The 12,391-nt window shown below is 71.4% G+C and carries 14 protein-coding genes; 13 read left to right on the top strand and 1 reads right to left on the bottom strand.

Annotated features, from left to right (window positions below):
- The first annotated feature begins 86 nt into the window (after positions 1 to 86).
- The 8 genes from lepB to D7231_RS06500 all read left to right on the top strand — a co-directional run bounded on the left by lepB (position 87) and on the right by D7231_RS06500 (position 6,630).
- Entirely contained in the window at positions 87 to 833 is a 747-nt protein-coding gene (gene lepB, locus D7231_RS06465; protein ID WP_120753925.1) for a signal peptidase I, read from the top strand.
- Positions 823 to 1,332 carry an NUDIX hydrolase gene (locus D7231_RS06470; protein ID WP_120753926.1) on the top strand — a complete coding sequence of 170 codons (510 nt, stop codon included), beginning with the start codon at positions 823 to 825 and terminating at the stop codon, positions 1,330 to 1,332. The genes lepB and D7231_RS06470 overlap by 11 nt, the downstream gene beginning before the upstream one ends.
- A 39-nt stretch (positions 1,333 to 1,371) precedes the next feature.
- Positions 1,372 to 1,680: a DUF2469 domain-containing protein gene (locus D7231_RS06475; protein ID WP_009714730.1), complete on the top strand. Its 309-nt coding sequence runs from the start codon at positions 1,372 to 1,374 to the stop codon at positions 1,678 to 1,680.
- 82 nt (positions 1,681 to 1,762) lie between these two features.
- The gene (locus D7231_RS06480) at positions 1,763 to 2,122 is read left to right on the top strand and encodes a YraN family protein (protein ID WP_120753927.1); all 360 of its coding nucleotides are present in this window, start codon (positions 1,763 to 1,765) and stop codon (positions 2,120 to 2,122) included.
- Positions 2,122 to 3,729 carry a YifB family Mg chelatase-like AAA ATPase gene (locus tag D7231_RS06485; protein WP_120753928.1) on the top strand — a complete coding sequence of 536 codons (1,608 nt, stop codon included), beginning with the start codon at positions 2,122 to 2,124 and terminating at the stop codon, positions 3,727 to 3,729. Before D7231_RS06480 ends, D7231_RS06485 begins: the two co-directional genes overlap by 1 nt.
- Positions 3,726 to 4,913, top strand: coding sequence for a DNA-processing protein DprA (gene dprA, locus D7231_RS06490; protein WP_120753929.1), 1,188 nt, complete (start codon positions 3,726 to 3,728; stop codon positions 4,911 to 4,913). The genes D7231_RS06485 and dprA overlap by 4 nt, the downstream gene beginning before the upstream one ends.
- Before the next feature lie 236 nt (positions 4,914 to 5,149).
- Positions 5,150 to 5,986: an RNA polymerase sigma factor WhiG gene (gene whiG, locus D7231_RS06495; RefSeq protein ID WP_030369654.1), complete on the top strand. Its 837-nt coding sequence runs from the start codon at positions 5,150 to 5,152 to the stop codon at positions 5,984 to 5,986.
- A gap of 104 nt (positions 5,987 to 6,090) precedes the next feature.
- Positions 6,091 to 6,630 (top strand): TetR/AcrR family transcriptional regulator, encoded by a 540-nt coding sequence (locus D7231_RS06500; protein ID WP_120754027.1) that lies wholly within the window; start codon positions 6,091 to 6,093, stop codon positions 6,628 to 6,630.
- On the opposite strand, the gene D7231_RS06505 is transcribed toward D7231_RS06500, so the two are convergent.
- Entirely contained in the window at positions 6,620 to 7,174 is a 555-nt protein-coding gene (locus D7231_RS06505) for a murein hydrolase activator EnvC family protein (protein WP_422396680.1), read from the bottom strand. The two genes, D7231_RS06500 and D7231_RS06505, sit on opposite strands and share 11 nt — an antisense overlap.
- 555 nt (positions 7,175 to 7,729) lie before the next feature.
- Between D7231_RS06505 and rpsB the strand changes: the two genes are divergently transcribed.
- From rpsB to D7231_RS06530, 5 genes are all read left to right on the top strand, one after another.
- Positions 7,730 to 8,587: a 30S ribosomal protein S2 gene (gene rpsB / locus D7231_RS06510; RefSeq protein WP_058046487.1), complete on the top strand. Its 858-nt coding sequence runs from the start codon at positions 7,730 to 7,732 to the stop codon at positions 8,585 to 8,587.
- Between the two features lie 99 nt (positions 8,588 to 8,686).
- Positions 8,687 to 9,523, top strand: a complete 837-nt coding sequence (gene tsf, locus D7231_RS06515; protein ID WP_120753931.1) for a translation elongation factor Ts — start codon at positions 8,687 to 8,689, stop codon at positions 9,521 to 9,523.
- A gap of 162 nt (positions 9,524 to 9,685) precedes the next feature.
- Positions 9,686 to 10,468 carry a UMP kinase gene (pyrH, locus tag D7231_RS06520; RefSeq protein WP_120753932.1) on the top strand — a complete coding sequence of 261 codons (783 nt, stop codon included), beginning with the start codon at positions 9,686 to 9,688 and terminating at the stop codon, positions 10,466 to 10,468.
- A gap of 168 nt (positions 10,469 to 10,636) precedes the next feature.
- Complete coding sequence (frr, locus tag D7231_RS06525) at positions 10,637 to 11,194, top strand: ribosome recycling factor (protein ID WP_030369660.1); 558 nt, start codon at positions 10,637 to 10,639, stop codon at positions 11,192 to 11,194.
- Positions 11,194 to 12,297 carry a phosphatidate cytidylyltransferase gene (locus tag D7231_RS06530; protein WP_120753933.1) on the top strand — a complete coding sequence of 368 codons (1,104 nt, stop codon included), beginning with the start codon at positions 11,194 to 11,196 and terminating at the stop codon, positions 12,295 to 12,297. The genes frr and D7231_RS06530 overlap by 1 nt, the downstream gene beginning before the upstream one ends.
- Positions 12,298 to 12,391: the final 94 nt, after the last annotated feature.

A 12,391-nucleotide genomic window follows, 5' to 3' on the forward strand; every position in this document is an offset into this window, starting at 1 on the left:
CGCCCGCATACCGCCCGGTAGTGTGCGGTTCCCGTGCCACTGGGCATGCGGAGTCCGATCTTTCTACGCGGGGCGGGGGCACTGGGATGAGCAGAGCGGGACGTACGGACGACGGCCACGGCCGCGCGGGCAGATTGCTGTCCGGGCTGGCCGTGGCCGTCGGCTGTGTGCTCTTCCTCGGCGGCTTCGCCTGGGGCGCCCTGCTCTACCAGCCGTACACCGTCCCCACCGACTCCATGGCGCCGACCATCGGGCGCGGCGACCGTGTCCTCGCCGAGCGCATCGGCGGCGGCGACGTACGGCGCGGGGACATCGTCGTCTTCAAGGACAAGGTCTGGGGCGACTCGCCGATGGTCAAACGGGTCGTCGGCACGGGCGGCGACACGGTGGCCTGTTGCGACAGCCGGGGCCGCCTCATGGTCGACGGCAAACCGGTCGAGGAACCGTATCTTCAGGACAAGGGCACGGCGTCGTTCTCCCGCTTCTCGGTGACCGTCCCCGAGGGGCAGCTCTTCCTGCTCGGAGACCACCGCAGCGACTCCGTGGACTCCCGAGGCCACCTCTCCGACGCCTCCCACGGCACCGTGCCGCGCGGGGCCGTCAGGGCGCGCGTGGACGCCACTGCCTGGCCCGTGGCGGGCTGGGGCATGATGGACAGACCCGAGTCCTTCGCCGCCCTTCCCGGCGGCACCTCGCAGCCCGGCCCGCTGCCGCTGGTGCTCGCCGCCGTGATCGCCGGAGCGGTGCTCATCCTGGGCGGCGCGGCGTACGGCCCCGTGGCGCGCCTCGTCACGCCGAGGCGCAGGGAGGAGGTGCTCGCCCATGGCCGGTGAGGCGTCCGGCAGTCCCGTCGAGCCGCGCAGGGCCTCCCGGGTCGTCCTGCTCGACCCGTCCGACCGCATCCTGCTGATGCACGGCTACGAACCGGACGATCCCTCGACCACCTGGTGGTTCACCCCGGGCGGCGGCCTGGAGGGCGCCGAGACGTGGGAGCAGGCGGCACGCCGGGAGCTGGCCGAGGAGACCGGGATCACAGAGACCGAACTGGGCCCCGTGCTGTGGCGCCGCACCTGCTCCTTCCCCTTCGACGGCCGCCTGTGGACCCAGGACGAGCGCTACTTCCTGGCCCGCACGGCGCAGCCCGGCCGGTGGACCGGCGGCGGGACGAAACTGGAGCAGCGCAGCGTCACGGGGCTGCGCTGGTGGACCTGCGAGGAACTCCTCGCGACCCGTGAGACGGTGTATCCGACCAGGCTCGCCGGGCTGCTGCGTACGCTGCTCGACGAGGGACCCCCGCGTACGCCGGTGCTCCTGGAGACGGAGCGTGCCTGACGCACAATGGGGAGACGCACGGCTGAAGGGGAACATGCCATGAGCGCCGAGGACCTCGAGAAGTACGAGACCGAGATGGAGCTGAAGCTCTACCGGGAGTACCGCGATGTCGTCGGTCTGTTCAAATACGTGATCGAGACCGAGCGCCGTTTCTACCTCACCAACGACTACGAGATGCAGGTGCACTCCGTCCAGGGTGAGGTCTTCTTCGAGGTCTCGATGGCCGACGCCTGGGTCTGGGACATGTACCGCCCCGCGCGCTTCGTGAAACAGGTGCGGGTGCTCACGTTCAAGGACGTGAACATCGAGGAGCTCAACAAGAGCGACCTCGACCTTCCGGGTGGCTGAGTTCTCCACAACCGACGGGTTATCCACCAAGATCCAATAGTTGCGGGCCGCGGCGGCAGGGTGGGCGCCGGAGGTGGTGCCCGTGAACGCCCGAGAAGCACTCGGTCGCTACGGCGAGGATCTCGCCGTCCGCCGGCTGACCCAGGCCGGCATCGTCGTCCTCGAACGGAACTGGAGATGCCGCGAGGGCGAGATCGACATCGTGGCCATAGAGGCCGACACCCTGGTGGTCTGTGAGGTCAAGACCCGCAGCACCGGTGTGTACGAACACCCGATGGCCGCCGTCACCCCGGCGAAGGCGGAGCGGCTGCGCCGCCTCGCCGATCGCTGGCTGGAGCGCCACGGCGGCCCGCCCGCGGGCGGTGTGCGGATCGACCTGGTGGGCGTGATCGTCCCCGGTCGCGGCGCCCCCGCCGTCGAGCACGCCAAGGGGGTGGCGTGATGGGCTTCGCCCGTACGTGCTCGGTGGCGCTGGCCGGCGTCGAGGGCGTGGTGGTCGAGGTCCAGGCCGACCTGGAGCCCGGCGTCGCCGCCTTCACCCTCGTCGGCCTCCCCGACAAGAGCCTCGTCGAAAGCAAGGACCGCGTTCGCGCCGCCGTGGTGAACTCCGGCGCCGAGTGGCCGCAGAAGAAGCTGACCGTGGGCCTGAGCCCGGCGGCGGTCCCCAAGAGCGGCAGCGGCTTCGACCTCGCCGTTGCCTGCGCCGTCCTCGCCGCGGCGGAGCACCTCGATCCGCGCGAGATCGCCGATCTGGTGCTGATCGGGGAGCTGGGCCTCGACGGCCGCGTCCGGCCGGTGCCGGGCGTCCTTCCGGCTGTCCTGGCCGCCGCTGACGCCGGCTACCGTCAGGTCGTCGTCGCCGAGCGCACCGCCGCCGAGGCGTCCCTCGTGCCCGGCGTCTCGGTCCTCGGCATCCGCAGCCTGCGCCAGCTCATCGCGGTCCTGACGGACGCGCCGGTGCCGGAGGAGGAGCCGTTGCAGGAGGGCCGCCCGGATCCGATGCTCGCGGGACTCTCCGTGCCGGGGGCAGGGCTGGGGACGGGAGTCCTGCTCGGCGAACGGCAGCCCGACCTCGCCGAGGTCGCCGGGCAGGCCAAGGCCCGGATGGCCCTCGAAGTGGCCGCCGCCGGGCGGCACCACCTGCTCCTCCAGGGCCCGCCCGGAGCGGGCAAGACCATGCTCGCCGAGCGGCTACCCGGCCTGCTGCCGCCGCTCACCCCGCAGGAGTCGCTCGAAGTCACGGCGGTCCACTCCGTAGCGGGGACGCTCCCCGCCGGGCAGCCCCTCCTCGACCGGGCTCCCTACTGCGCCCCGCACCACTCGGCGTCGATGCCCTCCCTAGTCGGCGGAGGCTCGGGGCTGCCGCGCCCCGGCGCGGTCTCTCTGGCACATCGGGGAGTTCTTTTCATGGACGAGGCACCCGAGTTCTCCGGGCGCGTGCTCGATGCGCTGAGACAGCCGCTCGAATCGGGGCATGTGATCGTGGCCCGCTCCGGCGGAGTGCTGCGGCTTCCGGCCCGGTTCCTGCTCGTCCTGGCCGCGAATCCCTGCCCCTGCGGAAGGCACGGGATGCTGGGCGAGGGCTGCGACTGCGCCCCGCAGGCCGTCAGGCGCTACCGGGCCCGCCTCTCCGGCCCCCTCCTGGACCGGGTCGACCTGAGGGTGACGGTGGAACCGGTGGCCCGCTCCGAGCTCACGGGAGCCGAGAGGGGGTCGGAGACGACGGCCGAGGTGGCCGAGAGGGTCCGTGCCGCCCGTGAGCGGGCCTCCGCCCGTCTCGCGGACATGCCCTGGGCGACCAACAGCGAGGTCCCCGGCCACGAACTGCGAACCCGCTGGCGCGTCGACCCCGGGGCCCTCGTCGAAGCCGAACGCGACATGGAGCGGGGCATGCTGACGGCACGTGGCCTCGACCGCGTACTGCGGGTCGCATGGACCGTGGCCGACCTCGCCGGGCACGACCGCCCCGACGCCGCGGACGTCAACTGCGCGCTGGAGCTGCGTACGGGTGTCCATCGAGGCACCGTTCTGGCAGGGGACCGGCCATGACCGCCCTCACCTGCGCCTCCGAGGAGCGGCTGGCCCGTGCCGCACTGACCAGGCTGACCGAGCCCGGGGACGAGCGCGTGGGCCGCTGGGTGCGGGAGATGGGGGCCGCGGGCGTGGTGCGGGGCCTCACCGGTGCGGGGCCGGCGCCGAAGGGCGCCGGCCGTGAGCGGCTGGCGGGCTGCCGGCAGCGCGCCACCGCCCTCGACCCCCAGGGCGACCTCGACGCCGTCGCCCGGCTGGGCGGCCGTTTCGTCTGCCCCGGCGACCGTGAATGGCCCGGGCAACTGGACGACCTCGGCGATGCCCGACCGCTCGGCCTGTGGGTGCGCGGCGGCGCCGACCTGCGGCTGTGGGCCCTGCGCTCCGTCGCCGTGGTCGGCGCCCGCGCCTGCACCGACTACGGCTCGCACGTCGCGTCCCTCCTCGGCTCCAGGCTGGCCCGGCGCGGCTGGGTGGTCGTGTCCGGCGCCGCGTACGGCGTCGACGGCGCCGCGCACAGAGGTGCGCTCGCCGCGGGCGGCGCGACCGTGGCCGTGCTGGCCTGCGGCGTCGACGTGCCCTACCCGCGCGGGCACGCGGACCTGCTCGACCGGATCGTGGAACGGGGTCTCGTGCTGGCCGAGTTGCCCCCGGGCGGCCACCCCACCCGCAGTCGCTTCGTCCTGCGCAACCGTGTCATCGCCGCGTTGACGCGCGGCACCGTGGTCGTGGAGGCCGAGTACCGCAGCGGCTCGCTGGTGACGGCCCGTCGCGCACGCAGGCTGGGACGGCAGACGATGGGCGTTCCAGGGCCCGTGACGTCCGGCCTCTCGGCCGGCGTCCACGAACTGCTCCGCGAGGACGCGGCCCTCGTCACCGACGCCGACGAGGTCGCCGAGCTCGTCGGCGGCATCGGCGACCTCGCCCCCGAGCGCCACGGCCCCGTGATCGCGCGCGACCTGCTGGCCCGGGCGGCGGCCGTGGTGCTCGAAGCCGTGCCCGGAGGCAGCGGCGGCGACGCGGAGCTCATCGCGCGAAACGCGGGCCTGAGCAGGGATCAGACGCTCGCCAGGCTGTACGAGCTGCAGTCCCTCGGCTTCGTCGAACGCCACGACGATCACTGGAAGTTGGCCGCCCCGCCGTCAACATCCGGCACCCCCACGCCCCCCGGACGGCGCCCGTCCGTGCGGCGAGGCGGTTCTTGACCTGGGGCGATCGGGTGAAAAGGTTAAGGGGACGACCGCGGCCGCCGATACGGCGAGGCCCGTACGGCCACCCGCCCCCGGCAGCTGCACGCCGGTGCCGCCGGCGGAGCAGGCACCCGCCCATCGACGAAGAGGACTCATCGCATACCGCAACGCAACAGTCACGCTACGCTCACGGGATTCCAGCCATTCGTACCACTCGACCCACGTCACAGCAGAACGGCTCAAGACGACGAATGCCCCAGCACACCTCCGGTTCGGACCGCGCGGCGGTGCCGCCCGCGGCGCGCGGCGCCGAGCGCCCTCCCGCACCCTCGACGCTCGATGAGCTGTGGCGGTCGTACAAGGCCTCGGGCGACGACCGGCTGCGGGAACAGCTGATCCTCCACTACTCACCCCTGGTGAAGTACGTGGCGGGGCGCGTCAGCGTCGGTCTGCCGTCCAACGTCGAGCAGGCCGACTTCGTGTCCTCGGGGATCTTCGGACTCATCGACGCCATCGAGAAGTTCGACCCCGCCCGGGAGATCAAGTTCGAGACGTACGCCATCACCCGGATCCGCGGGGCGATGATCGACGAACTGCGCGCGCTGGACTGGATCCCGCGCTCCGTCCGCCAGAAGGCGCGCGCGGTCGAGCGTGCGTACGCCACGCTGGAAGCAGAGCTGCGGCGCACCCCCACCGAGGCCGAGGTGGCGGCCGAGATGGGCATCGGCATCGAGGAACTGCACGGCGTCTTCAGTCAGTTGTCGCTCACCAACGTGGTCGCCCTGGAGGACCTCCTGCACGCCGGGGCCGAGGGCGGCGAACGGCTGAGCCTGATGGACACCCTGGAGGACACCGCCGCCGACGACCCCGTCGAGGTCGCCGAGGACCGCGAGCTGCGCCGCCTCCTCGCCCGCGCGATCAACACGCTCCCCGAGCGCGAGAAGACCGTGGTCACCCTCTACTACTACGAGGGCCTCACGCTGGCCGAGATCGGGCACGTGCTCGGCGTCACGGAGAGCAGGGTCAGCCAGATCCACACGAAGTCGGTGCTCCAGCTGCGGGCCAAGCTGGCGGACGTCGGCCGCTGACACCCGGCCGGGAATCCTCCCTCGGCGTCGTCCCCACCACCGGCAATCCGTAAAGTGGGGACGTGCCCAGGATTCGAGCGGCCTCAGTGGCCGAGCACCGGACGATGCAGCGCGGCGCCCTGCTGGACGCCGCCCGATCCCTGCTGTCCGAGGGCGGCACGGAGGCGCTGACCTTCCCCGCCCTGGCCGAGCGCACGGGACTGGCGCGGTCCTCGGTCTACGAGTACTTCCGCTCGCGGGCGGCCGTGGTCGAGGAGCTGTGCGCCGTCGACTTCCCCGTGTGGGCGGCGGAGGTCGAGGCCGCCATGGAGGGTGCGGACACGCCCGAGGCGAAGATCGAGGCGTACGTCCGCCGCCAGCTGGCCCTCGTCGGCGACCGCCGCCACCGCGCCGTGGTCGCGATCTCCGCCGGAGAGCTGGACGCCGGCGCCCGCGAGAAGATCCGGGCCGCCCACGGCGGGCTCATCGCCATGGTCGTGGAAGCCCTCGAAGGCCTCGGCCACGATCAGCCGCGTCTGGCCGCCATGCTGCTGCAAGGCGTCGTCGACGCCGCCGTACGCCGGATCGAGCTCGGCGCGGCCGAGGACCCGGACCGCATCATCGAGGCGGCCGTGTCCATGGCGCTGCGCGGCGTCAGGGGCTGATCACCGCCGTACCGGCCCCGCCGGACAGCGGCAGCAGCCGCGACGGCGGTCTGCGCAGCATCCACGGCGGCAGCAGGGACATGGGATCCAGGTAGATCTTTCCGCGGAGCAGCCCCCAGTGCAGGCAGCCCCCGGAACCGGCGGCACCCCCGGCCCCCTTCAGGCAGTGGGAGAGGAAGGGCCCCGCCTGGAGCGTGCCGATCACTTGCCCCGCCGACACCTCGTCCCCTTCCTTCACCACCGCGTCCACCGGCTCGTACGTGGTCCGCAGCGGCGGCTCGCCCGTCCCCGCGTGCTTGACCGCCACCACACCCCGCCCCGCGACGGTGCCGGCGAAGGACACGGTGCCGGGCGCCGCGGCCCGTACCGGCTGACCCGGACGGGCGACGAGATCCACCCCGCGGTGCCCGGCCGCCCAGGGCACCGGCGGCGGCCGCCAGGCCCGTACGAGCAGGGGCCTGCCGCCTCGCGCCCCGGCGACCGGCCAGGCACGGTCGCCCGGCGGCGGCCCGCTGCCTCCCGGGCCGGACGGGCCGGGCCCCACGGCCGCGAACCGGGCGGGTGCTACGGCGGCGGACGCCTCGGGTGCCGAAGCGGGCCCGGGAGCGGGCGCAGGAGCCGGCACACCGCCGGGTGCCGGAGCGGGAGCCGCCGAGTCCCGTGCATCCGCATTCGCACTGCCGGCGACCACCGCCGCGAGGACACAGAGCGTGACCGCCCCGGCCCCGGCGAGCAGGCGCCGCGAAAGAGATCCGAGCCGTGTCAAAGATCCGATGAGAGTCATGCCGGTACGGTGGCGGACTTCCGGCGATCGCGGGGATCTTGACGGAGATCTGTGGACTACTCGCGGGTTGTGCACAACGCCGTCACCCGGGCCTTCCCGGGTCCCGTACACTTCTCATGGCGATCCGGGTCACCGGATCGACTTCGCACGCCCCGCTACCGGCGCGTCAGTCCCTTTTCGGGCAGCCCGGTGGCCGTGTCTCTCGGTCCGCGGAAGGGTCCTCGCAAGGGCACCGTTCCACGGCAGGCGCGTCGGGGCGTCAGGAGCGGCGGCCGCCCGGCCGTCGTGAAACCGAGTATTTCAAGGAGCGCGGCCATGGCCGTCGTCACGATGCGGGAGCTGCTGGAGAGCGGCGTCCACTTCGGTCACCAGACCCGTCGTTGGAACCCGAAGATGAAGCGTTTCATCTTCACGGAGCGCAACGGCATCTACATCATCGACCTGCTCCAGTCGCTGTCGTACATCGACCGCGCCTACGAGTTCGTCAAGGAGACCGTCGCGCACGGCGGCTCCATCATGTTCGTCGGCACGAAGAAGCAGGCCCAGGAGGCCATCGCCGAGCAGGCGACCCGCGTCGGCATGCCCTACGTCAACCAGCGCTGGCTGGGCGGCATGCTCACCAACTTCTCGACCGTCTACAAGCGCCTGCAGCGCCTGAAGGAGCTCGAGCTCATCGACTTCGAGGATGTGGCCGCCTCCGGCCTCACCAAGAAGGAGCTCCTGGTCCTCTCCCGCGAGAAGGCCAAGCTGGAGAAGACCCTCGGCGGCATCCGCGAGATGCAGAAGGTGCCGAGCGCCGTCTGGATCGTCGACACCAAGAAGGAGCACATCGCCGTCGGTGAGGCGCGCAAGCTCCGCATCCCGGTCGTCGCGATCCTCGACACCAACTGCGACCCCGACGAGGTCGACTACAAGATCCCGGGCAACGACGACGCGATCCGCTCCGTCACGCTGCTCACCCGTGTGATCGCCGACGCCGTCGCCGAGGGCCTCATCGCCCGTTCCGGTGCCGCCACCGGTGACGCGAAGGCCGACAAGGCCGCCGGCGAGCCCCTCGCCGAGTGGGAGCGCGACCTGCTCGAGGGCGAGAAGAAGGCCGACGCCGAGGCCGAGAAGCCGGCCGAGGCCGAGGCTGCTGCCGAGGCTCCGGCCGCGGACGCCGAGCAGGCCTGACAACTCAGTCGGTAGATCATGACGGGGGACGGCGCACCGGCGCCGCCCCCGTCGTGCACCCGTAGTCACCCAACGACTTTCGAGAGAGATTCACAGACCATGGCGAACTTCACCGCCGCTGACGTCAAGAAGCTCCGTGAGCTCACCGGCGCCGGCATGATGGACTGCAAGAAGGCGCTGGACGAGGCCGAGGGCAACCTCGAGAAGGCCGTCGAGATCGTGCGCGTCAAGGGCCTGAAGGGCGTGGCCAAGCGCGAGAGCCGCACCACCGAGAACGGTGCTGTCGTCTCCGTCGTCGCCGACGACAACACCTCCGGTGTCATCGTCGAGCTGAAGTGCGAGACCGACTTCGTCGCCAAGGGCGAGAAGTTCGTGGCCGTCGCCGACGCCCTGGCCGCTCACGTCGCCAAGAGCGCCCCGGCCGACGTCGAGGCCCTCATGGCCTCCGAGATCGAGGCCGGCAAGACCGTCCAGGCTTTCGTGGACGAGGCCAACGCCACCCTGGGCGAGAAGATCGTCGTCGACCGCTTCGCGCGCTTCGACAACGGCTTCGTCTCCGTGTACATGCACCGCACCGCCGCGGACCTGCCCCCGCAGGTCGGCGTCCTGGTCGAGCTGGACAAGGAGAACGCCGAGGTCGCCAAGGACGTCGCGCAGCACATCGCCGCCTTCGCGCCGAAGTTCCTCAGCCGCGAGGAGATCCCGGCCGAGACGGTCGAGAACGAGCGCCGCGTCGCCGAGGCCACCGCTCGCGAGGAGGGCAAGCCCGAGGCCGCCCTGCCGAAGATCGTCGAGGGTCGCGTCACCGGCTTCTACAAGGAGAACGTCCTGCTGGACCAGGCGTTCGCCAAGGACAACAAGAAGTCCGTCCAGAAGATCCTGGACGAGGCCGGTGTCACGTTGAAGCGCTTCGCGCGCATCCGCGTCGGCGCCTGAGCCGTCAGCAGGGCAGCGATTGACCTGCGACCCGCTAGGGTCGTACGCAGCCGATCCCTCACCGGTCGGCCGCTGATGTGACGAGGAGGCCATTGCCGTACAGGGAACCGAAAGGACCCATCCGGCAATGGCCTTCTTCGTATGTGCACGAGGAGAGCTCCAATGAATCAGGGTGCGGACGCCCGGCAGGCTGCCGACGACACCAGTGCTGACCACGGCGGCCCACGCCGCCGGTTCCTGCTCAAACTGTCCGGCGAGGCGTTCGCCGGCGGGGGCGGCCTCGGCGTCGACCCCGATGTCGTGCACGCCATCGCCCGTGAGATCGCGGCCGTGGTCCGCGAGGGCTACGAGATCGCCGTCGTCATCGGCGGCGGCAACTTCTTCCGTGGCGCCGAGCTGCAGCAGCGCGGCATGGACCGGGCCCGCTCGGACTACATGGGCATGCTCGGCACCGTGATGAACTCCCTCGCCCTCCAGGACTTCCTGGTCAAGGAAGGCATCGAGACCCGCGTCCAGACCGGCATCACCATGGGGCAGGTCGCGGAGCCGTTCATCCCGCTGCGCGCCGTGCGCCACCTGGAGAAGGGCCGCGTCGTGATCTTCGGTGCGGGCATGGGCATGCCCTACTTCTCCACCGACACCACCGCCGCCCAGCGCGCCCTGGAGATCCACGCCGAGGCGATCCTGATGGGCAAGAACGGCGTCGACGGGATCTACGACTCGGACCCGAAGAAGAACCCCGACGCGGTGAAGTTCGACGCCCTCGAGTACAGCGAGGTGCTCGCACGGGGCCTGAAGGTCGCCGACGCCACCGCCATCAGCCTGTGCATGGACAACAAGCTGCCGATCCTGGTCTTCGAGCTGCTCGCCGAGGGCAACATCGGGCGTGCGGTCAAGGGTGAGAAGATCGGCACGCTGGTGAGCGACCAGAGCACGCGGGACTGAACCACCCGCACGGCCGTCCGTAGTGGCCAGACCCGATACGGACGGCAACTCCGTGCCGAGGGAAGACCTCGGCACGGGGATGGACAACTGCCTGCCGGTCGGACACCGTGCAGGAGAAGACGCGCGCAGGGGCGAGGCTCTGCTTACTGATAACACCAGGAGCAAGTGGTGATCGAAGAGATCCTCCTCGAGGCCGAGGAGAAGATGGAGAAGGCCGTTGTGGTCGCCAAGGAGGACTTCGCGGCGATCCGCACCGGGCGTGCGCACCCGGCGATGTTCAACAAGATCGTGGCGGACTACTACGGTGCGCTGACGCCGATCAACCAGCTGGCGTCCTTCTCGGTGCCGGAGCCGCGCATGGCGGTCGTGACGCCCTTCGACAAGAGCGCGCTCCGCAACATCGAGCAGGCGATCCGCGACTCCGACCTCGGCGTCAACCCGAGCAACGACGGCAACATCATCCGGGTGACCTTCCCGGAGCTCACGGAGCAGCGCCGCCGCGAGTTCGTCAAGGTCGCGAAGACCAAGGCCGAGGACGCCAAGGTCTCGATCCGCTCCGTGCGCCGCAAGGCCAAGGACGCCCTCGACAAGCTCGTCAAGGACAAGGAGTCCGGCGAGGACGAGGTGCGCCGCGCGGAGAAGGAGCTCGACGACACCACCGCGAAGTACGTGGCGCAGGTGGACGAGCTGCTCAAGCACAAGGAAGCCGAGCTCCTCGAGGTCTGATGAACGAGACATCCTGGGGGACCCCGCCGAGCGCCGGTTTCCGGGGGTCCACCGACCGGGGGCCGTCCTCTGCGGCCCTCTCGGCGGGTCCTCTGCACGAGGCGGGCGTGGCGGCGCAGACTCGGCCCATGCCCATCGTGCCCTCCTCAGGCGGAGACCAGGACGACCGTGACCAGGGGGCCGCCCATCTCCGCGGCCCCCTGTTCCGCGATGAACAGGAGCCCGACATCCGGCCCCAGGACCCTGCCCCGGTGCCTGCCTCGCCCGAGTCGCCGAAGGCAGGAAAGAAGAGCGCCGGCCGCGATCTGCGGGCGGCGATAGGGGTCGGCGTCGGCCTCGGTGCGGTCATTCTCGCCTCCCTGTTCATCTACAAGCCCGTCTTCCTCGGCGTGATCGTGATCGCCGTCGTGGTCGGGCTGTGGGAGCTGACGTCCCGCCTCGCGGAGCGCAAGTCGATCCGCGCCCCGCTGGTGCCCCTCGCGGTCGGCGGGGCCGCCATGGTCATCGCCGGCTACGCCAGCGGCGCCGAGGGCGCGTGGGTGGCCGTGGCCTTCACGGCCCTGGCAGTCCTCGTGTGGCGCATGACGGAGTCCCCGGACGACTACCTGAAGGACGTCACGGCGGGCATCTTCGCGGCCTTCTACGTGCCGTTCCTGGCCACCTTCGTGGCCCTCATGCTGGCGGCCGGGGACGGTGCGTGGCGGGTGCTCACGTTCCTGATCCTGACCGTGGTCAGCGACACGGGGGCGTACGCGGTGGGCTGGAAGTTCGGCAAGCGCAAGCTGGCCCCGCGCATCAGCCCCGGCAAGACGCGCGAGGGGCTGGTCGGAGCGGTCGCCTTCGCGATGGTCGCCGGCGCGCTGTGCATGCAGTTCCTGATCGACGACGGAGTGTGGTGGCAGGGGCTGCTCCTCGGCCTGGCCGTCGCGGTCAGCGCCACGCTGGGCGACCTCGGCGAATCCATGATCAAGAGGGATCTCGGCATCAAGGACATGGGCGCGCTGCTGCCGGGGCACGGCGGCATCATGGACCGGCTGGACTCGCTCCTGCCGACCGCGCCGGTGGTCTGGCTCCTCCTGGTCGTCTTCGTCGGCTCGGCCTGAGGCGGGCCAGGTACCCTGGAAGGGCTCGTCGCTGTGCGGCGGGCCCTTTTCCGGCCCCGCACCCAGCGGGGGTGCCCCTGGTGAGATCTCCGGG

This window comes from Streptomyces klenkii (assembly GCF_003626645.1).
GTDB classification, from domain to species: domain Bacteria; phylum Actinomycetota; class Actinomycetes; order Streptomycetales; family Streptomycetaceae; genus Streptomyces; species Streptomyces klenkii.

Bases quoted from the DNA above. Each gene is read 5' to 3' on its own strand.
- D7231_RS06530 (WP_120753933.1), top strand. From the start codon at position 11,194: ATGAACGAGACATCCTGGGGGACCCCGCCGAGCGCCGGTTTCCGGGGG.
- D7231_RS06500 (WP_120754027.1), top strand. From the start codon at position 6,091: ATGCAGCGCGGCGCCCTGCTGGACGCCGCCCGATCCCTGCTGTCCGAG.
- dprA (WP_120753929.1), top strand. From the start codon at position 3,726: ATGACCGCCCTCACCTGCGCCTCCGAGGAGCGGCTGGCCCGTGCCGCA.
- whiG (WP_030369654.1), top strand. From the start codon at position 5,150: ATGCCCCAGCACACCTCCGGTTCGGACCGCGCGGCGGTGCCGCCCGCG.
- lepB (WP_120753925.1), top strand. From the start codon at position 87: ATGAGCAGAGCGGGACGTACGGACGACGGCCACGGCCGCGCGGGCAGA.
- tsf (WP_120753931.1), top strand. From the start codon at position 8,687: ATGGCGAACTTCACCGCCGCTGACGTCAAGAAGCTCCGTGAGCTCACC.
- pyrH (WP_120753932.1), top strand. From the start codon at position 9,686: ATGAATCAGGGTGCGGACGCCCGGCAGGCTGCCGACGACACCAGTGCT.
- D7231_RS06485 (WP_120753928.1), top strand. From the start codon at position 2,122: ATGGGCTTCGCCCGTACGTGCTCGGTGGCGCTGGCCGGCGTCGAGGGC.
- rpsB (WP_058046487.1), top strand. From the start codon at position 7,730: ATGGCCGTCGTCACGATGCGGGAGCTGCTGGAGAGCGGCGTCCACTTC.
- D7231_RS06470 (WP_120753926.1), top strand. From the start codon at position 823: ATGGCCGGTGAGGCGTCCGGCAGTCCCGTCGAGCCGCGCAGGGCCTCC.
- D7231_RS06475 (WP_009714730.1), top strand. From the start codon at position 1,372: ATGAGCGCCGAGGACCTCGAGAAGTACGAGACCGAGATGGAGCTGAAG.